The organism is Stutzerimonas stutzeri (genome assembly GCF_002890915.1).
Lineage (GTDB): Bacteria > Pseudomonadota > Gammaproteobacteria > Pseudomonadales > Pseudomonadaceae > Stutzerimonas > Stutzerimonas stutzeri_AF.
Genome location: NZ_POUT01000002.1, coordinates 610,643 through 627,591 on the forward strand (window position 1 = coordinate 610,643; position 16,949 = coordinate 627,591).

A 16,949-nucleotide genomic window follows, 5' to 3' on the forward strand; every position below is an offset into this window, starting at 1 on the left:
AGCGGTTCGGCGACCGGATGAGTTCAGTCTACGGAGCGCAAAGTCAAGGGCGGTCAGGCCAGGGTAAAGCCTCGGTAAAGACGATCAGACGGCGTAAAGATAACCACGGCTGCGCAAGGCGACGATGCGCGGGCTGCCATCGGGGTGGGGACCGAGCTTGCGGCGCAGGTTGCTGACGTGCATGTCCAGGCTGCGATCGTAGAGGGTCAGCTTGCGACCCAGCGCATGCTGGGCCAGGGCCTGCTTGTCGATCGGCTCGCCGGGCTGTGCCAGCAGCGCTTCGAGTATCCGCCCTTCGGACAGCGTCAGGCTGACGTCGTGGCCGGCGATGCTGGCGACGCCGCGTGCCGGGCTATAGCACAGGTCGCCCAGTTCCAGCTGGCTGGGGCTGGCGGCCGGCTGGCTGCGGCGCAGTACCGCGCGCAGGCGTGCGGTGAGCTCGCGCGGATCGCAGGGTTTGGCCAGGTAGTCGTCGGCACCGAGTTCGAGGCCGAGGATGCGGTCCAGCGGTTCGCCCCGGCCGGAGAGCATGAGCACCGGCAGGTCGGGATGTTCGTTGCGCAATTGCTTGAGCAGCTCCAGGCCGCTGCCGTCGGGCAGCATGACGTCGAGTACTACCGCGGCGGGCTGGTACTGCGTCAGCGCCGCGCGGGCGCTCTGGCCATCATGGCAGGCATGGGCGACGAAACCTTCCTGGGCGAGCCAGCTGACCAGCAGCTCGCACAGTTCACGGTCGTCATCGATCAGCAGCAGTTCACTCATGTCGGATCGCTACGCTCAATTGATCCACTGGCGCCGGCGGCGGCTACGTGTCACCAGCAGGCCGAGGATGAAGCTGACGACACCTACGCCACCGCCCACTGCGAACCACTGTTGCTGCTCGGTCAGCAGCATCGGCGTGGCCTTGGCCTGCTCGGCCTGCAATTGCAGGCGCAAGCGCTGGTTCTCTTCGCGCAGGCGCAGCAGCAGGCCTTGCACGGCCTCGCTGTCGGCCGCCGGTTGCGCTGCGGGCGCGGCGTACTCTTCGGCATCGGCTGCTGCCTGCTCGGTCGAGGGCGCCGGCGGAGCGGGTTCTTCCTGTGCATGCAGCGCGGGGGCGAGCAGGCTCAGGGCAAGCAGCAGGGAAAGCGGGCCTTGGCGCATCGGAACTCCTTTTTCCTTCTACGGGGCCGTGGCGACGGCCAGACGAATTCGCAATCCCTGTGTCGGCTCAGGGCAGCACTTTCTTGAAGGGCTTGACCAGCACGTTCACGTAGACGCCGGCGGCCTTGTAGGGATCGGCGTCGGCCCATTGCTGGGCCGCTTCCAGCGAGTCGAACTCGGCCACCACCAGGCTGCCGCTGAAGCCGGCTTCGCCGGGGTCGTTGCTGTCGATGGCCGGATGCGGGCCGGCCAGGACCAGGCGGCCCTCGTTCTTGAGTTGCTCCAGGCGTGCCAGATGGGCCGGGCGGGCAGCCAGGCGGTCCTGCAGGGAATTCGGGGCGTCGGTGGCGATAACGGCGTACAGCATGGTCGTTCCTCGATATCTGGATTCGGCTACATGGCCCAGAAATATTAAAGCTGCGTCGCGCGGTAGCAGCCATGCGCCATGCAGCGCGGCATCATAGCAAACCGCGCGTGCCGCGAAAGCGTCGCACATGGCCCTGGCGGGTGATTGGCCATCGCACGCCGGGCAACGACGGTGGTCGAAAGCAACGGTGGTCCGAACCGGAAGTTCGCCTGGCTTGCTGGCTGTTCACGGCAAGAACGAGCACAAAGCCCCGGTGCGGCGTTAGACTAGCCGGCGTTCGTGCCTGATCGACTCAGCCTATCGGCAGGCGGGCCGGGACCGGCTGATGTTGCGGCCGCTGGCTCATGACCTGTTTCGAGGTATCCCACCTCCTGGAGTGCATTACTGGATGTTTGTCGATCTGCATTGCCACAGCACCGCTTCAGATGGTGTTCTCGCCCCCGCCAAGCTGGTGGAGCGGGCCCATGGCCGTGGTATCGAACTGCTGGCGCTCACCGATCACGATACCGTCGATGGGCTCGACGAAGCCCGCGCCGCCGCGCAGGCGCTGGGGATGCGGCTGGTCAACGGGATCGAGCTGTCGTGCCTGTGGAGCGGGGCTACCATTCATGTATTGGGTTACGGTTTCGCCAGCGATGCTCCGGCGTTGCAGCGGGCGATCGCCGACCTGCATGACGGGCGCTGGCGCCGCGCGGAGCTGATTGCCCAGCGGCTCGAGGCCAAGGGCATGCCGGGGGCGTTGCAAGGCGCCCGCGCGATTCAGCAGGCGCTCGGCGACAGCGGCAATGCGCCGGCGCGTCCGCATTTCGCCGAATTCCTGGTGCGCGCCGGCCATGTGCGTGACCGTGCCGAGGCGTTTCGCAAATGGCTGGGCTCGGGCAAGCTCGGCGATGTGAAGCAGCATTGGCCGAGTCTCGAGCAGACGCTGGCGACATTGCACGAGGCGGGCGCGTGGATCAGCCTCGCACATCCCTGGCAGTACGCTTTCACCCGCAGCAAGCGCCGTCGGCTGGTGGTGGATTTTGCCCGGGCCGGCGGGCATGCGCTGGAAGTGGTCAATGGCATGCAGCCGCTGGAACAGGTGGGCGGATTGTCGATCCTGGCGCGCGAGTTCGGGCTGATGGCCACGGTGGGCAGCGATTTCCACGCGCCGGGGGACTGGTCGGAGCTGGGGCTTTACCGCACCCTGCCCGAGGATCTGTCACCTTTATGGAGACATTTCGATCATGAGTGCCGCATATCTGCTGCCAGCTGAACAGGGAGTTGCCATGAGTCAGTTTTTCCAGATCCATCCGGACAATCCGCAACCGCGCCTGATCAAGCAGGCCGTGGAGATCATCCGCAAGGGCGGGGTGGTGGTCTATCCGACCGATTCGAGCTACGCCCTGGGCTGCTCGATCGGCAACAAGGCGGGGACCGAGCGCATCCGCCGCCTGCGCCAGCTCGACGACAAGCACAACTTCACCTTGGCCTGTCGCGACCTGTCGCAGCTGGGGCTGTTCGCCAAGGTCGATACCGCTGCCTTCCGCCTGCTCAAGACGCACCTGCCGGGGCCGTACACCATCATCCTGCCGGCCACGCGCGAGGTGCCGCGCATGCTGCTGCATCCCAAGCGCCGCACCATCGGCCTGCGCGTACCGGCGCAGCCGATCGCCCAGGCCTTGCTGGAGGAGCTGGGCGAGCCGCTGATGAGCGTCAGCCTGATCCTGCCCGGCGAGGAACTGCCGATGAGCGATCCTTACGAAATGCGCGAGATGCTCGAGCATCAGGTAGACCTGATCATCGACGGCGGGTACGGTGGCGTCGAGGCTTCCACGGTGGTCAGCCTGGTGGACGACCGGCCGGAAGTGCTGCGCGTCGGCTGCGGTGATCCGCAACCCTTCGCGGCCTAGCCGGGCTGTTGCCCTTTCGACGCGGCGTGCGCCGAAGCGGGAACGGCTCCTGAGGCGAACATGCCCGAACAACAACGATCAAGGACACCCTTTTGAGTTCCATGGATTCACAGCGGCGCGTGGTTTCCGGCATGCGTCCGAGCGGCCGGCTTCACCTCGGTCACTACCACGGCGTGCTGAAGAACTGGGTCAAACTGCAGCATGAATACGAGAGCTTCTTCTGCATCGTCGACTGGCATGCGCTGACCACCGACTACGAAACCACCGGCGATATTTCGCAGAACGTCATGGACATGGCGGTGGACTGGCTGGCCGCCGGGGTCAGCCCGAGTTCGGCGACACTGTTCATCCAGTCGCAGGTGCCCGAACACGCCGAGCTGCATCTGCTGCTGTCGATGATCTGCCCGCTGAGCTGGTTGGAGCGGGTGCCATCCTACAAGGAGCTGCAGCAGCACCTGCAGCACAAGGACCTGGATACCTATGGGTTCCTCGGCTACCCGTTGCTGCAGGCCGCGGACATCCTGCTCTATCGCGCCGGGCTGGTGCCGGTCGGTGCCGACCAGCTGCCACATATCGAATTCGCCCGCGACGTGGCGCGCCGCTTCAATCACCTGTATGGCCGCGAAGAGGATTTCGAGGACAAGGCCGAAGCGGCGATCCGCAAGCTCGGCAAGAAAACCTCCAAGCTCTACGTCAGCCTGCGCAAGAGTTACCAGGAGCAGGGCGACGTCGAAGCGCTGAACACTGCCCGCGCCATTCTCAAGGAGCAGCAGACCATCACCATCGGCGACCAGGAGCGGCTGTACGGCTACCTGGAGGGCTGCGGCAAACTGCTGCTGCCCGAGCCCCAGGCGCTGCTCGGCGAGGTACCGAAGATTTCCGGGCTCGATGGCGGCAAGATGGCCAAGTCCAACAGCAACGCCATCTACCTGCGCGACACGCCGAACGAGATCGAAGAGAAGATCCGCCGCATGCCCACCGACCCGGCCCGTGTGCACCGCAGCGACCCCGGCGAGCCGACGCGCTGCCCGGTCTGGCAGATGCATCTGGTGCACTCCGACGAGGCTGTCTGCCAGTGGGCCGAACAGGGTTGTCGCAGTGCCGGTATCGGCTGCCTGGAATGCAAGGCGCCGCTGATCGATTCGATCCGGGCCGAGCTGGCGCCGCTGCAGGAGCGTGCGCTGGACTATGAGCAGAATACCGACCTGGTACGCGCCATCCTCGCCGAAGGGGCCGAGCATGCCCGCGACGAGGCCCGCGAGACCCTGGTCGAAGTGCGCCAGGCCATGGGCCTGCATTATCGCTGACGAGCAGCGCCACGCACCCTTTGCGGAGAGCCAGATGCAGCAACACGAGGTCCACAGCAGCGAAAACCAGCCCGGCGAGCAGTTGCGGCTGGCGCTCGTCTATGGCGAGGCGGTCACCGAGTTGCCGCTGGACCTGTACATCCCGCCGGATGCCCTGGAGGTCTTCCTCGAGGCCTTCGAGGGCCCGCTGGACCTGCTGCTGTACCTGATCCGCAAGCAGAATATCGACATCCTCGATATCCCGGTGGCGGAGATCACCCGCCAGTACATGGGCTATGTCGAACTGATGAAGTCCGTGCGCCTGGAGCTGGCGGCCGAATACCTGGTGATGGCTGCCATGCTCGCCGAGATCAAGTCGCGCATGCTGTTGCCGCGCTCGGCCGAAGTGGCCGAGGACGAGGAAGACCCACGCGCCGAGCTGATCCGCCGTCTGCAGGAATACGAGCGCTTCAAGGCCGCGGCCGAAGATCTCGATGCGTTGCCGCGGGTCGGCCGCGAGCTGCAGGTGCCACGCCTCGATGCACCGCATGCGCGGGTGCGCAAGCTGCTGCCGGACGTCAGCCTGGAGGAGCTGCTGGTGTCCATGGCCGAGGTGCTGCGTCGTGCCGACATGTTCGAGAGCCACCAGGTCACCCGCGAGGCGCTGTCGACCCGCGAGCGCATGAGCGAAGTGCTGGAGCGTCTCAAGGGCGGCGGCTTCGTTCCCTTCGTCACGCTGTTCAGCGTCGAGGAGGGGCGCCTCGGCGTAGTGGTGACCTTCATGGCGGTGCTCGAGTTGATCAAGGAATCGCTGGTCGAGCTGGTGCAGAATGAGCCCTTCGCGCCGATCCATGTCCGCAGTCGCACCGAGTAGCCCGGTGCGGCGAGCCCGAACAGAACAGTTGAGGTAGTCACCCGTGGACCTGTCCGATCCCAAGGATCTGGCTTCGCTGCTCGAAGCCTTTCTGCTCGCCAGCGGCAAACCGCTTTCGCTGGAGCGCCTGGGCGAGCTGTTCGAAGAGGGCGAGCGGCCCTCGTCGGCGCAGTTGAAAAAGGCCCTGGAAACCCTGGAGAAATCCTGCAAGGGGCGTGCGTTCGAACTCAAGGAGGTCGCCAGCGGCTACCGCCTGCAGGTGCGCGAGCGCTTCTCGCCCTGGGTCGGCCGGCTGTGGGAAGAGCGGCCGCAACGCTATTCGCGTGCCTTGCTGGAAACCCTGGCGCTGATCGCCTACCGCCAGCCGATCACCCGCGGCGAGATCGAGGACATCCGCGGCGTCGCGGTCAACAGCCAGATCGTCAAGACCCTGCAGGAGCGCGAGTGGATTCGCGTGGTGGGCCATCGCGACGTGCCGGGGCGGCCGGCGATGTTCGCCACCACCCGCCAGTTCCTCGACCACTTCAATCTGAAGAACCTCGACGAACTGCCGCCGCTCGCCGTGCTGCGCGAGATGGAGCCCGAACTGCGACCGCTGCTCGATGAGGAAGACGCGGCCGTGCCCGCCACGCTACAGGCGCGCGCCGACGTGGCTGCGCAGGAGGCGGAGACGGAGGCGGAACCGCGCGAACAGACCAGCTTCCGCAGCCTGCTGGCCGAACTGGATGGCATGGAGCAGGGGCTCAAGACCGATTTCGACGACCTGCTGGAAGTCGAGGCCTCCTCCGAGGAAGAAAAACCGGCGCACTGAGCTTGCCCCACCGCAGGAGCCTGCAAGCGGGCGCACCGCGGCGGCGCGTAGCGTCGATCGCCGGCAAGGACTCGGCGTCCCCCCGGGCTACACGATCAAGGTGCGGGCTTTGAAGCTGAGGTCTGCCAGTGCGCGCCGGTTCGTAGGGTGGGCAACGGCGAAGCCTTGCCCACGCGTCTGGTGGGCCTGAATGCGGATTCCCTTTGTGCACCACCGTAGCCGGCTTGCCGGCGATCATTGGCGTTGCGGCGGATCGCCCGCAAGCAATCAAGGTGCGGGCTTAAAACCGAGGCCTGCGCAGTGCTTGGAGCGCAGCCTACGAATCCGGCGGCGCATCGAAACGCCAACCGACCCTGGATGGTTTATGGTTGTCTGAGTCAACTGACGGTCGTCCATCAACCAACAGCTGATTTTCGCAACAGGAGTAAGGCATGCACCCGCGAGTTCTGGAAGTCACCGAGCGCCTGGTCGAGCGCAGCCGCAAGACCCGTGAGCGCTACCTGGCGATGATGGCCGCCGCGGCCAGCGAAGGCCCGCAGCGAGGCAAGCTGCAATGCGCCAACTTCGCCCATGGCGTCGCCGGTTGCACCTCGGGGCAGGACAAGCAGCGCCTACGCCTGATGAACGAGGCCAACGTCGCCATCGTCTCGGCCTACAACGACATGCTTTCGGCGCACCAGCCCTACGAGCATTTCCCCGAACTGATCAAGCAGGCGCTGCGCGAGATCGGCTCGGTGGGCCAGTTCGCCGGCGGTGTGCCGGCCATGTGCGACGGCGTGACCCAGGGCGAGGCGGGCATGGAGATGAGCCTGGCCAGCCGCGAAGTGATCGCCATGAGCACTGCGGTGGCGCTGTCGCACAACATGTTCGACGCCGCGCTGATGCTCGGCATCTGCGACAAGATCGTCCCCGGCCTGATGATCGGCGCGCTGCGCTTCGGCCACCTGCCGACGGTCTTCGTGCCGGGCGGGCCGATGCCGTCGGGTATCCCCAACAAGGAAAAGGCCGAGGTGCGCCAGCGCTATGCCGAGGGCAAGGCCAGCCGCGAGGAGCTGCTGGAATCGGAGATGAAGTCCTACCACAGCCCCGGCACCTGCACCTTCTACGGCACCGCCAACACCAACCAGGTGGTGATGGAGATCATGGGCCTGCACCTGCCGGGCGCCTCCTTCGTCAATCCCTATACCCCCCTGCGCGACGCCCTGACCCGCGAGGCGGCGCGGCAGGCGACCCGGTTGACCGCGCAAGCCGGCAACTACATGCCGCTGTGCCGGATCGTCGACGAGAAAGCCATCGTCAATTCCGTGGTCGCGCTCAACGCCACCGGCGGCTCGACCAACCATACCCTGCACATTCCGGCCTTCGCCCGCGCCGCCGGTATCCAGCTGACCTGGCAGGACATGGCCGATCTTTCCGAAGTGGTACCGACGCTGGCCAAGGTCTATCCCAACGGCCAGGCCGACGTGAATCATTTCCATGCCTGCGGCGGCGTGCCGTTCATGGTGCGAACCCTGCTCGACGCCGGGCTGCTGCACGAGGACGTGCATACCGTGGTTGGCAAGGGCCTGCGGCGCTACATCCAGGAGCCGTTCCTCGATGGTGACAAGCTGGCCTGGCGCGACGGCCCGCTGCAGAGCCTCGACGAGAGCATACTGCGCCCGGTCGAGCGGCCGTTTTCTCCAGAGGGTGGCCTGCGGCTGCTGGAGGGCAACCTGGGCCGCGGCGTGACCAAGGTGTCCGCCGTGGCGCCCGAGCACCGCGTGGTCGAGGCGCCGGCGCGGGTGTTCGTCGACCAGGGTGAACTGGCGGCGGCCTTCAAGGCCGGCGAACTGGAGCGCGATTTCGTCGCCGTGGTGCGTTTCCAGGGGCCGAAGGCCAACGGCATGCCGGAGTTGCACAAGCTCACGCCGTTCCTCGGGGTACTGCAGGATCGCGGGTACAGGGTGGCGCTGGTCACCGATGGGCGCATGTCCGGGGCGTCGGGCAAGGTCCCGGCGGCGATCCACGTCTGCCCCGAGGCGCTCGATGGCGGGCCGCTGGCGCGGGTGCGCGACGGCGACATCATCCGGGTCGACGGCGAGACCGGCGAGCTCATGGCGCTGGTGGATCAGGCCGTGTGGGACGCGCGGGAGCCGACCGGTCGTCCCGCGGACCTGGGCATCGGCTGCGGCCGCGAGCTGTTCGCCTTCATGCGCGCGGCGTTCAGCAGCGCCGAGCAGGGCGCCAGCGCCTTCACCGAAAGCCTGGAGGCACTCGAGTGAAGACGGCCCTGGTCGGCGACATCGGCGGGACCAATGCGCGTTTCGCTCTCTGGCGCGACCAGTGTCTCGAGCAGATCCGCGTGCTGCGCACGGCGGAGCATGCCAGCCCCGAGCTGGCGATCCTGGCCTATCTGGGCGAGATCGACCAGCCGCTGGAAACGATCGATGCGGTGTGCCTGGCCTGCGCCGGGCCGGTGAGCGGCGACAGCTTCCGCTTCACCAACAACCACTGGCGGCTGAGCCGCAAGGCGTTCTGCCAGGCGCTGGGATTGAGCGAGCTGCTGCTGATCAACGACTTCGCCGCCATGGCGCTGGGCATGACGCGCCTGCGCGAGAACGAGCGCATCACGGTCTGCGCGGGTGAGCCCGAGCCGGGCCGACCGCGCCTGGTCATCGGCCCCGGTACCGGGCTTGGGGTTGCCGGTCTGTTGCCGCTGAAAGGTGGCGGCTGGCGTGCATTGCCGGGGGAGGGCGGACATGTCTGCCTGCCGGTCGGAAGCGAGCGCGAGGCGGCGATCTGGGCACATCTGCACGCTGCGCTCGGCCATGTGAATGCCGAGGCGGTGCTCAGCGGGCCGGGGCTGCTGGCGCTGTATCGGACCTGCTGTGCGCTGGATGGGCGCGAGGCGTCGCTTGATTCGCCGGCAGGCATCACTGCCGCTGCGCTTGCCGGCGATCCTTATGCGGTGGACGTGCTGCAGCAGTTCTGCCGCTGGCTGGGGCGCATCGCCGGCGATAGCGTGCTGACGCTGGGCGCGCGCGGAGGCGTCTATATCGCCGGCGGCATGGTGCCGCGCTTCGCCGAGTTCTTCCTGCGTAGCGATTTCACGCGGAGCCTGCGGGACAAGGGGCGCATGAGCGCTTATTTCGATGGCTTGCCGGTATGGCTGGTGACCGCGGCTTACCCCGGGTTGGAAGGTGCCGGCGTGGCGCTGCAGGCGCTGCGCGAGGATACCTAGCGCTCGAGCGTTGGGCTTCGCTGCGCTCAGCGCCAACCTACCTTCAGCGCCGGCTTACCGTGCGAGGCTCAGCGCGTCGCCATCCAGATCAGCAGGCCGGCCTGGAACAGCGCCAGGGCGATCAGGCAGGCGATGGTGAAGCGCAGGGCGCCGTCCTCGCGACGGAAGCGGCTGACACGCTCCTGGAGTTCCCGGATCTCGTTTTCCTGCACCTGCAGGTTGCGATCGGCCTGTTCGAGCATCGCTGCGGCATCCAGCAGTTCGACGATCTGCACCTTTTCACTGTTCCAGTCCGAGCGTAGGGCGCTGACGCGCGGCGCGCCGTAGGTGGCCTTGAGCTGCTGCGGCTGGGGATAGTCGACATCGAAGCCCTGGGTACGCAGGCAGTGATCGCGACGCAGGCGGTATTCATCGCTGGGCACGTCCTTGGGCAGCGAGCCGCCTTCGACCAGGTAGTGGGCCCAGCGCTTCTGCGCCCAGGCGGCACCCTGAGCGAGCAGGAAACGGCCGAGCCCGCGATTGCCGAGGGTGACGCGCAGGCCCGAGTCCGGACCGAAACGCACTTCCTTGGCGCGATGGTCGGCCCAGACTTCCAGCACGTCGTGCTTGCGCGAGCGCACCTGGCCGGGAACATTGATGAACAGGCGCAGCAGGCTCTGCTCGGGTGTGTGCCGCTCGACCTGGGCGAATTCGACGAAACGCAACGGACGCGGGCCGCCGTCACGCTCGGTGGGCAGCGGCGCCAGGCGCAGCAGGCGGAAACGGTCGGGCATCAGTTCGGCCCACGGGTGCTGCGGCGGTACGGCTGGGTCGTTATCGGTGGTCTGGGTATCGGTCATCTGCGCATTCCTTGGCCAGCGCGCCGGCTCGCTCAGGAGCCGTATCGGAGCCATTGTCCTGTGGGCTATCGGCTGCGCGGCGCTTAACTGGAGGCTGGCAGGATGCCATTATCGTGCAGGAATGTGCGGATATGTTCGAGCAGGGCCCGGGCGATCGGCAGGTCCGGGTCGTCGTAGGAGGCCAACTGCCGGCCAGCGATCGGCGGGACGATGCGCAGCATATGGTTCATCCCCTCGATCAGCGCCAGTCGGGCGTCCGGTTTGGCACGTCCGAGCGCCTGTGCATCCTCGATGCCGACCTGGATGTCGTTGCGGCCCTGGACGATCAGCGCCGGCCCCTCGACCGATGCGAAGGCGGCCAGCGGGTCCTGCGCGAACAGCGAAATCAGATACGGCTGCACGCTGGGCCGGAACAGCACCTGCAATGGCTCGGGGACCGCTTCGTGGACGCGCCCGGCCTTGAGTTCGTCGATCAGGTAATGGCTGCTGGCGAGCAGCGCGGGCGGCAGGCGGCCCTGCAACTGTTCGCGCAGGACCTCATCGATGGGACGGCCGCTGCCGGCGATGCTGATCAATGCCGCGGCTCCGGCGCGCGGGGCGGCGAGGCTGGCGATCAGCGCCCCCTCGCTGTGGCCGACGAGGATCAGTTCGGTGAAGCGCGGGTCGCCCCGCAGCTTGGCGCTCCAGGCCAGCGCGTCGCCGACATAGGCCTCGACGCTGAGGTCGCGCTCGTCCGGCGCGGCGGCCAGGCTGGCGCCGACGCCGCGCTTGTCGTAGCGCAGGCTGGCCACGCCCAGTTTCGCCAAGCCCTGGGCCAGGCGCCGGAGGCTGTCATTGCGCCCTGCGGGATTGTTGCCGTTGCGGTCGGTGGGGCCGGAACCGGCGATCAGCAGCGCCACCGGCAGCGGCTGCCCGCTTTTGGGCAGCAGCAGGCTGCCCTGCAGCACGCCGTTGCCGGTGTCCAGCGAGAGGGTCTGGTTGAGCAGCGTCTGGGCCGGGGCGAGCGGAGCGAGCATGGTGAGTAGTGAAAGCAGCAGGAGGCGCATGGGCGAGGAGTCGAAAAAACGCAACGAAGCGGATTGGATGCAATGGCCGCGATAAGGTTCGCCAGTATGCGTGCCCATGGCAGGCGATGAAACCCGCCTCGGCTCAGGTATACTGCCGGGCCCTGTTTTTAGGTCGATCGCGGAGCGCCCTGCATGTCCGGCAATACCTACGGCAAGCTGTTCACCGTCACCACCGCTGGCGAAAGCCATGGCCCGGCACTGGTGGCCATCGTCGACGGCTGCCCACCGGGGCTGGAACTGTCGCTGGCGGACCTGCAGCGCGACCTCGAACGCCGCAAGCCGGGCACCAGCCGCCATACCACCCAGCGCCAGGAAGCCGATGAGGTGGAAATCCTCTCCGGCGTGTTCGAGGGCCGCACCACCGGCTGCCCGATCGGCCTGCTGATCCGCAACACCGACCAGAAGTCCAAGGACTACTCGGCGATCAAGGACCTGTTCCGCCCGGCCCATGCCGACTACAGCTACCGCCACAAGTACGGCATCCGCGACTACCGCGGCGGTGGCCGCAGCTCGGCGCGCGAGACCGCCATGCGCGTGGCGGCCGGCGCCATCGCCAAGAAGTATCTGGCCAGCCAGGGCATCGTGATTCGCGGCTACATGAGCCAGCTCGGGCCCATCGAGATTCCGTTCAAGAGCTGGGATTCGGTCGAGCAGAATGCCTTCTTCAGCCCCGATCCGGATAAAGTCCCCGAGCTGGAGGCCTATATGGACCAGCTGCGCCGCGACCAGGATTCGGTCGGCGCGAAGATCACCGTGATCGCCGAAGGGGTGATGCCGGGCCTCGGCGAGCCGATCTTCGACCGTCTCGACGCGGAACTCGCCCATGCGCTGATGAGCATCAACGCGGTCAAGGGCGTGGAGATCGGCGCCGGCTTCGCCAGCATCGCTCAGCGTGGCACCGAGCATCGCGACGAGCTGACCCCGGAGGGCTTCCTCTCCAACAACGCCGGCGGCATCCTTGGCGGAATCTCCTCCGGCCAGCCGATCGTCGCCCACCTGGCGCTCAAGCCGACTTCCAGCATCACCACCCCGGGGCGTTCCATCGACGTCGACGGCAACCCGGTGGAGGTCATCACCAAGGGCCGCCACGACCCTTGCGTGGGTATCCGTGCCACGCCGATCGCCGAGGCGATGATGGCCATCGTGCTGATGGACCACCTGCTGCGCCACCGCGCGCAGAACGCCGAGGTACGCGTGAGCACGCCGGTGTTGGGACAACGATGAGCTTGAAGCCGTAGGTTGGGTTGAGCGCAGCGAAGCCCAACGATCCCGGCTCGACCATATGCAGGCCGAGTCCTCGATCGTTGGGCTTCGTCGCTGTGCTCCTCAACCCAACCTACCAGATGCTTCTGCTTACCGCTTATGACTGCATCCGTCCCGTACTGGCGCCTCTCCGGCTTCTACTTCTTCTATTTCGCCCTGCTGGGGGCGACCGCGCCGTTTCTCGGGCTGTATTTCGAGCATCTGGGTTTTTCCCCGGCGCGTATCGGCGAGCTGATCGCGATTCCCATGCTGATGCGCTGCCTCGCGCCCAATCTCTGGGGCTGGCTCGGCGATGTCACCGGGCGGCGGCTGCAGATCGTCCGGCTCGGCGCGCTGTGCACGTTGCTGTCGTTCGCGCTGATCTTCTTCGACAAGAGCTTCGCCTGGCTGGCGCTGGTGATGGCCCTGCACGCGTTCTTCTGGCATGCGGTACTGCCGCAGTTCGAGGTGATCACCCTGGCGCACCTGCATGAGCAGGCCGCGCGCTACAGCCGGATCCGGCTGTGGGGCAGCATCGGCTTCATCGGGACGGTGGTTGGCCTGGGGCAATCGTTCCAGCACCTGAGCCTGGACCTGTATCCGCTGGCGGTGGTCGCGGTGATGGCCGGTATCGTCGCCGGCAGTCTCTGGGTGCCCAATGCCCAGCCGCGACAGCGCCCCGAGGCGCCGGGGCAGGGTGGCTTCCTCGCCCAGCTGCGCCGGCCCGGGGTGCTGGCCTTCTACGGTTGCGTGGCGTTGATGCAGTTGTCCCACGGCCCGTACTACACCTTCCTCACCATCCATCTGGAGGCGCTGGGCTATGCCCGCGGCACCATCGGTTTGATGTGGGCGCTGGGGGTGGTGGCGGAGGTGCTGCTGTTCCTGGCGATGGCGCGCTTGCTCGAGCGTTTCTCGCTGCGCCGGGTACTGGCCGCCAGCCTTCTGATCGCTGCCCTGCGCTGGCTGTTGCTGGGCAGCCTGGCCGATCACCTGGCGGTGCTGCTGCTCGCCCAGGTGATGCACGCCGCCACCTTCGGCAGCTTCCATGCCGCGGCCATCCATTTCGTCCAGCGCAGCTTCGGCCACCGCCAGCAGGGCCAGGGCCAGGCGCTGTACGCCAGTCTGTCCGGCATCGGCGGAGCCCTGGGCGCGTTGTACGCGGGCTACAGCTGGAACAGCCTGGGGCCGGGCTGGACCTTCGCCATTGCCAGTCTGGCGGCGCTGGCCGCAGCCGTTATCATTGCCTTTCGTTTGCAGGAGAACCGGGCATGACCGCCATGCGTGAACACCTGGTCCAGGCGATCATCGACGCCGGGCGATTTCTCTACGGGCGTGGCTGGTCGCCGGCCACCAGCAGCAACTATTCGGCACGCCTGACCAGCGCCGAGGTGCTGCTCACCGTATCCGGCAAGCACAAGGGCCAGTTGGCGCCGGACGACCTGCTCGCCGTGGACATGGCCGGCAACAGCCTGGAAGAGGGCAAGAAGCCCTCCGCCGAAACCCTGCTGCATACCCAGCTGTACCGCTGGAAGCCGGAAATCGGCGCGGTGCTGCATACTCATTCGGTCAACGCCACGGTGCTCTCGCGCCTGGCGCTGGGTGATTCGCTGGTGTTCGCCGACTACGAGCTGCAGAAGGCCTTCAGCGGCATCTCGAGTCACGAATCGCAGGTGCTGGTGCCGATTTTCGACAACGACCAGGACATCGCCCGGCTGGCGGCCAGGGTCCAGCCCTGGCTGGACGCGCATCCCGACTGCGTCGGCTACCTGATCCGCGGCCATGGCCTGTATACCTGGGGCGAGAAGATGAGCGACGCGCTGCGCCAGGTCGAGGCCTTCGAGTTCCTCTTCGATTGCGAGCTGAAGCTGCGCATGCTGCAAGCCCGCTGATCCCGTCCATCCACCCCTTCCAACGAGAAAGCCAAGATGAGTGTCCTCAGCGTCTATCACGAAAACAGCCCGGAGCAGCCACTCAAGGTGCTGACCCATATCGAAGACATCGCCGCGACCCTGGGCGAAGTCGGCGTGCAACTCGAACGCTGGGAAGCCAGCGCGCCGATCGCCGCCGGCGCCGGCCAGGAAGAGGTGCTCGCCGCCTACCGCCCGCAGATCGACAAGCTGATGAGCGAGCGCGGCTACGTCACCGTCGACGTCATCAGCCTGACCGACGACCATCCGCAGAAGGCCGAGTTGCGCGCCAAGTTCCTCGACGAGCATCGCCACGCCGAGGACGAGGTGCGTTTCTTCGTCGCCGGGCGCGGTCTGTTCACCCTGCACATCGAGGACATGGTCTACGCCGTGCTCTGCGAGAAGAACGACCTGATCTCGGTGCCGGCCGGTACCCGCCACTGGTTCGACATGGGCGAGAACCCGCACTTCGTCGCCATCCGCCTGTTCAACAACCCGGAAGGCTGGGTCGCCCAGTTCACCGGCGACGACATTGCCAGCCGCTTTCCGTGCCTGGAGGACTGAGATGCCGGTCAAGGCCATCCTCACCGACATCGAGGGCACCACCAGCGCGGTCAGCTTCGTCTTCGACGTGCTGTTCCCCTATGCCCGCGAGCACCTGCCGGCCTTCCTCCGCGAACATGCCGGCGAGCCGGCGGTGGCGGCGCAGATCGCAGCGGTGCGCGAAGAGGCCGGCGAGCCTGCGGCGGAGCTGGAACGGGTGATCGAGATCCTGCTCGGCTGGATCGCCAGCGACCGCAAGGCCACCTCGCTCAAGGCGCTGCAGGGCATGGTCTGGGCCCAAGGCTACCGGGCCGGGCAGCTCAAGGGGCACGTCTATCCGGATGCGGTGGCGGCGCTGCAACGCTGGAAGCAGGAAGGCTATGGGCTTTACGTCTATTCCTCCGGCTCGATCCAGGCGCAGAAGCTGATCTTCGGCTGCTCCGAGGCCGGCGACCTGACGCCGCTGTTCTGCGGCTACTTCGACACCACCTCCGGGCACAAGCGCGAGGCCGAATCCTACCGGCGCATCGCCGCGGCCATCGGCCTGCCGGCCGAAGCGGTGCTGTTTCTCTCCGATGTGCTCGAGGAACTGGATGCCGCGCAGCAGGCTGGCATGCGGACCTGCGGCCTGGCGCGCGAGGGCGGCGTGCTGGGCGCGCACGAGACGGTCGCCAGCTTCGCCCTGATCGATCCGGCGCGCGTCTGAGCGGAGGGCGAAGAGCAGGTCAGTGAACCCTGCCGCTGTGCTGGCATCCTAGGTTAAGTACTCACCCTACAGGAGCGTACCCATGTCGGATGCCTTCGGCGGTCTCTTCAGCCTGCTCATCCTGATCCTGGATATCTGGGCGATCATCAGCGTCGTGCGCAGCGACAGCGCCACCGGCAAGAAGGTGCTCTGGGTGTTGCTGATCATTATCCTGCCGGTCGTCGGCCTGATCATCTGGGGCATCATGGGGCCGCGCGGCAACCGCCCCGATCAGCGCGGTCTGTGAGCGCCGCAGTATGGACAGCCTGAGTGGGCCGCTGGCCCTGATGGTACTGGTGCTGGATGTGCTGGCCATCGCGCACGTCTGGTTCGGCCATATCGAAATCGGCCGCAAGGTGATCTGGAGCCTGGTCATCATGCTGCTGCCGGTGGTCGGGTTGATCATGTGGGCGGTGGCGGCCGGGCCGTTCGGCAAGGCGCGGTTGTGAATCATGCGTGGCAGCGGCCTGGTGCTCACCGTGCTGCTGCTCGTCGCCGGGCAGGTGCAGGCGAGTGATGACGAAGCCTGGCAGGCGCTGCGCGAAGGTCGAGCGTTGCTGCTCCTGCGCCACGCCAACGCACCGGGGCTGGGCGATCCGCCTGGCTTCATCCTTGATGACTGCAGTACCCAACGCAACCTCGATGAGCATGGCAGAGCGCAGGGCCGACGCTGGGGCGAACTGCTGCGCGATAGAGGCCTGACCTGGGTGAGGTTGCTGAGCAGCCGCTGGTGTCGGGCACTGGATACCGCGCATCAGATGGCACTCGCTCCGGTCGAGCCGCTGCCCGCGCTGGATTCGTTCTTCGCCTCGCCGGCCAGCGAGCGGCGACAGACCGCCGCGCTGCGAGAAGCTCTGGCGGAACTGGATCCCGGCGAGGTGGCGGTGCTGGTTACTCATCAGGTCAATATCACAGCGCTTACCGGCGTCTCTCCACAGTCGGGTGAGGGGCTGATCCTGGCGCGACCGCTGGCGGTGCCGCCGCGGATCCTTGCCCGCCTCCCACCGCCATAG

20 protein-coding genes are annotated in these 16,949 nt (G+C 66.8%); 15 read left to right on the forward strand and 5 right to left on the reverse strand.

Annotated features, from left to right (window positions below; translation table 11 throughout):
- Nucleotides 1-84: 84 nt before the first annotated feature.
- The 3 genes from CXK94_RS06625 to CXK94_RS06635 all read right to left on the reverse strand — a co-directional run bounded on the left by CXK94_RS06625 (nucleotide 85) and on the right by CXK94_RS06635 (nucleotide 1,510).
- The gene (locus CXK94_RS06625; protein WP_037036891.1) at nucleotides 85-762 is read right to left on the reverse strand and encodes a response regulator transcription factor; all 678 of its coding nucleotides are present in this window, start codon (nucleotides 760-762) and stop codon (nucleotides 85-87) included.
- 15 nt (nucleotides 763-777) lie between these two features.
- Complete coding sequence (locus tag CXK94_RS06630; protein WP_102893708.1) at nucleotides 778-1,143, reverse strand: hypothetical protein; 366 nt, start codon at nucleotides 1,141-1,143, stop codon at nucleotides 778-780.
- A 67-nt stretch (nucleotides 1,144-1,210) separates the two neighbouring features.
- The gene (locus tag CXK94_RS06635) at nucleotides 1,211-1,510 is read right to left on the reverse strand and encodes a YciI family protein (RefSeq protein WP_037036896.1); all 300 of its coding nucleotides are present in this window, start codon (nucleotides 1,508-1,510) and stop codon (nucleotides 1,211-1,213) included.
- Between the two features lie 388 nt (nucleotides 1,511-1,898).
- Between CXK94_RS06635 and CXK94_RS06640 the strand changes: the two genes are divergently transcribed.
- The 7 genes from CXK94_RS06640 (at nucleotide 1,899) to CXK94_RS06670 (ending at nucleotide 9,593) form a co-directional block, all read left to right on the forward strand.
- On the forward strand, nucleotides 1,899-2,765 hold the full coding sequence (locus CXK94_RS06640) for a PHP domain-containing protein (RefSeq protein ID WP_102893709.1): 867 nt from the start codon (nucleotides 1,899-1,901) through the stop codon (nucleotides 2,763-2,765).
- Nucleotides 2,766-2,778: 13 nt separating this feature from the next.
- Nucleotides 2,779-3,402 (forward strand): L-threonylcarbamoyladenylate synthase, encoded by a 624-nt coding sequence (locus CXK94_RS06645; RefSeq protein ID WP_102893710.1) that lies wholly within the window; start codon nucleotides 2,779-2,781, stop codon nucleotides 3,400-3,402.
- A gap of 101 nt (nucleotides 3,403-3,503) precedes the next feature.
- The gene (locus CXK94_RS06650) at nucleotides 3,504-4,709 is read left to right on the forward strand and encodes a tryptophan--tRNA ligase (RefSeq protein ID WP_180984393.1); all 1,206 of its coding nucleotides are present in this window, start codon (nucleotides 3,504-3,506) and stop codon (nucleotides 4,707-4,709) included.
- 34 nt (nucleotides 4,710-4,743) lie between these two features.
- Nucleotides 4,744-5,562: a segregation and condensation protein A gene (locus CXK94_RS06655; RefSeq protein WP_037036901.1), complete on the forward strand. Its 819-nt coding sequence runs from the start codon at nucleotides 4,744-4,746 to the stop codon at nucleotides 5,560-5,562.
- A 43-nt stretch (nucleotides 5,563-5,605) separates the two neighbouring features.
- On the forward strand, nucleotides 5,606-6,373 hold the full coding sequence (gene scpB, locus CXK94_RS06660; RefSeq protein WP_102893712.1) for an SMC-Scp complex subunit ScpB: 768 nt from the start codon (nucleotides 5,606-5,608) through the stop codon (nucleotides 6,371-6,373).
- Nucleotides 6,374-6,804: 431 nt separating this feature from the next.
- Nucleotides 6,805-8,634, forward strand: coding sequence for a phosphogluconate dehydratase (edd, locus tag CXK94_RS06665; RefSeq protein ID WP_102893713.1), 1,830 nt, complete (start codon nucleotides 6,805-6,807; stop codon nucleotides 8,632-8,634).
- Entirely contained in the window at nucleotides 8,631-9,593 is a 963-nt protein-coding gene (locus CXK94_RS06670; protein ID WP_102893714.1) for a glucokinase, read from the forward strand. The genes edd and CXK94_RS06670 overlap by 4 nt, the downstream gene beginning before the upstream one ends.
- Before the next feature lie 68 nt (nucleotides 9,594-9,661).
- Here the strand turns inward: CXK94_RS06670 and CXK94_RS06675 are convergent, their stop codons facing one another.
- Both CXK94_RS06675 and CXK94_RS06680 read right to left on the reverse strand, forming a co-directional pair.
- Nucleotides 9,662-10,432, reverse strand: a complete 771-nt coding sequence (locus CXK94_RS06675; protein WP_102893715.1) for a hypothetical protein — start codon at nucleotides 10,430-10,432, stop codon at nucleotides 9,662-9,664.
- A gap of 83 nt (nucleotides 10,433-10,515) precedes the next feature.
- Complete coding sequence (locus tag CXK94_RS06680) at nucleotides 10,516-11,478, reverse strand: alpha/beta hydrolase (RefSeq protein ID WP_102893805.1); 963 nt, start codon at nucleotides 11,476-11,478, stop codon at nucleotides 10,516-10,518.
- A 153-nt stretch (nucleotides 11,479-11,631) separates the two neighbouring features.
- Between CXK94_RS06680 and aroC the strand changes: the two genes are divergently transcribed.
- From aroC to CXK94_RS06720, 8 genes are all read left to right on the forward strand, one after another.
- On the forward strand, nucleotides 11,632-12,723 hold the full coding sequence (aroC, locus tag CXK94_RS06685; RefSeq protein ID WP_102893716.1) for a chorismate synthase: 1,092 nt from the start codon (nucleotides 11,632-11,634) through the stop codon (nucleotides 12,721-12,723).
- Between the two features lie 138 nt (nucleotides 12,724-12,861).
- Nucleotides 12,862-14,013 carry an MFS transporter gene (locus CXK94_RS06690; RefSeq protein ID WP_102893717.1) on the forward strand — a complete coding sequence of 384 codons (1,152 nt, stop codon included), beginning with the start codon at nucleotides 12,862-12,864 and terminating at the stop codon, nucleotides 14,011-14,013.
- The gene (locus tag CXK94_RS06695; RefSeq protein WP_102893718.1) at nucleotides 14,010-14,630 is read left to right on the forward strand and encodes a methylthioribulose 1-phosphate dehydratase; all 621 of its coding nucleotides are present in this window, start codon (nucleotides 14,010-14,012) and stop codon (nucleotides 14,628-14,630) included. The genes CXK94_RS06690 and CXK94_RS06695 overlap by 4 nt, the downstream gene beginning before the upstream one ends.
- Before the next feature lie 36 nt (nucleotides 14,631-14,666).
- Nucleotides 14,667-15,212, forward strand: coding sequence for a 1,2-dihydroxy-3-keto-5-methylthiopentene dioxygenase (locus CXK94_RS06700; protein WP_102893719.1), 546 nt, complete (start codon nucleotides 14,667-14,669; stop codon nucleotides 15,210-15,212).
- 1 nt (nucleotide 15,213) lies between these two features.
- Complete coding sequence (gene mtnC, locus CXK94_RS06705) at nucleotides 15,214-15,897, forward strand: acireductone synthase (protein WP_102893720.1); 684 nt, start codon at nucleotides 15,214-15,216, stop codon at nucleotides 15,895-15,897.
- 82 nt (nucleotides 15,898-15,979) lie between these two features.
- Nucleotides 15,980-16,183: a PLDc N-terminal domain-containing protein gene (locus tag CXK94_RS06710; protein WP_037036914.1), complete on the forward strand. Its 204-nt coding sequence runs from the start codon at nucleotides 15,980-15,982 to the stop codon at nucleotides 16,181-16,183.
- A 10-nt stretch (nucleotides 16,184-16,193) separates the two neighbouring features.
- Nucleotides 16,194-16,385: a PLDc N-terminal domain-containing protein gene (locus CXK94_RS06715; RefSeq protein ID WP_102893721.1), complete on the forward strand. Its 192-nt coding sequence runs from the start codon at nucleotides 16,194-16,196 to the stop codon at nucleotides 16,383-16,385.
- Between the two features lie 3 nt (nucleotides 16,386-16,388).
- Nucleotides 16,389-16,949, forward strand: a complete 561-nt coding sequence (locus CXK94_RS06720) for a histidine phosphatase family protein (RefSeq protein WP_102893722.1) — start codon at nucleotides 16,389-16,391, stop codon at nucleotides 16,947-16,949.

Excerpts from the sequence above, each read along its gene's own strand:
- CXK94_RS06625 (WP_037036891.1), bottom strand. The coding sequence starts at position 762 with ATGAGTGAACTGCTGCTGATCGATGACGACCGTGAACTGTGCGAGCTG.
- CXK94_RS06630 (WP_102893708.1), bottom strand. The coding sequence starts at position 1,143 with ATGCGCCAAGGCCCGCTTTCCCTGCTGCTTGCCCTGAGCCTGCTCGCC.
- CXK94_RS06635 (WP_037036896.1), bottom strand. The coding sequence starts at position 1,510 with ATGCTGTACGCCGTTATCGCCACCGACGCCCCGAATTCCCTGCAGGAC.
- CXK94_RS06640 (WP_102893709.1), top strand. The coding sequence starts at position 1,899 with ATGTTTGTCGATCTGCATTGCCACAGCACCGCTTCAGATGGTGTTCTC.
- CXK94_RS06645 (WP_102893710.1), top strand. The coding sequence starts at position 2,779 with ATGAGTCAGTTTTTCCAGATCCATCCGGACAATCCGCAACCGCGCCTG.
- CXK94_RS06650 (WP_180984393.1), top strand. The coding sequence starts at position 3,504 with ATGGATTCACAGCGGCGCGTGGTTTCCGGCATGCGTCCGAGCGGCCGG.
- CXK94_RS06655 (WP_037036901.1), top strand. The coding sequence starts at position 4,744 with ATGCAGCAACACGAGGTCCACAGCAGCGAAAACCAGCCCGGCGAGCAG.
- edd (WP_102893713.1), top strand. The coding sequence starts at position 6,805 with ATGCACCCGCGAGTTCTGGAAGTCACCGAGCGCCTGGTCGAGCGCAGC.
- CXK94_RS06675 (WP_102893715.1), bottom strand. The coding sequence starts at position 10,432 with ATGACCGATACCCAGACCACCGATAACGACCCAGCCGTACCGCCGCAG.
- CXK94_RS06680 (WP_102893805.1), bottom strand. The coding sequence starts at position 11,478 with ATGCGCCTCCTGCTGCTTTCACTACTCACCATGCTCGCTCCGCTCGCC.
- aroC (WP_102893716.1), top strand. The coding sequence starts at position 11,632 with ATGTCCGGCAATACCTACGGCAAGCTGTTCACCGTCACCACCGCTGGC.
- CXK94_RS06690 (WP_102893717.1), top strand. The coding sequence starts at position 12,862 with ATGACTGCATCCGTCCCGTACTGGCGCCTCTCCGGCTTCTACTTCTTC.
- CXK94_RS06695 (WP_102893718.1), top strand. The coding sequence starts at position 14,010 with ATGACCGCCATGCGTGAACACCTGGTCCAGGCGATCATCGACGCCGGG.
- CXK94_RS06700 (WP_102893719.1), top strand. The coding sequence starts at position 14,667 with ATGAGTGTCCTCAGCGTCTATCACGAAAACAGCCCGGAGCAGCCACTC.
- mtnC (WP_102893720.1), top strand. The coding sequence starts at position 15,214 with ATGCCGGTCAAGGCCATCCTCACCGACATCGAGGGCACCACCAGCGCG.
- CXK94_RS06710 (WP_037036914.1), top strand. The coding sequence starts at position 15,980 with ATGTCGGATGCCTTCGGCGGTCTCTTCAGCCTGCTCATCCTGATCCTG.
- CXK94_RS06715 (WP_102893721.1), top strand. The coding sequence starts at position 16,194 with ATGGACAGCCTGAGTGGGCCGCTGGCCCTGATGGTACTGGTGCTGGAT.
- CXK94_RS06720 (WP_102893722.1), top strand. The coding sequence starts at position 16,389 with ATGCGTGGCAGCGGCCTGGTGCTCACCGTGCTGCTGCTCGTCGCCGGG.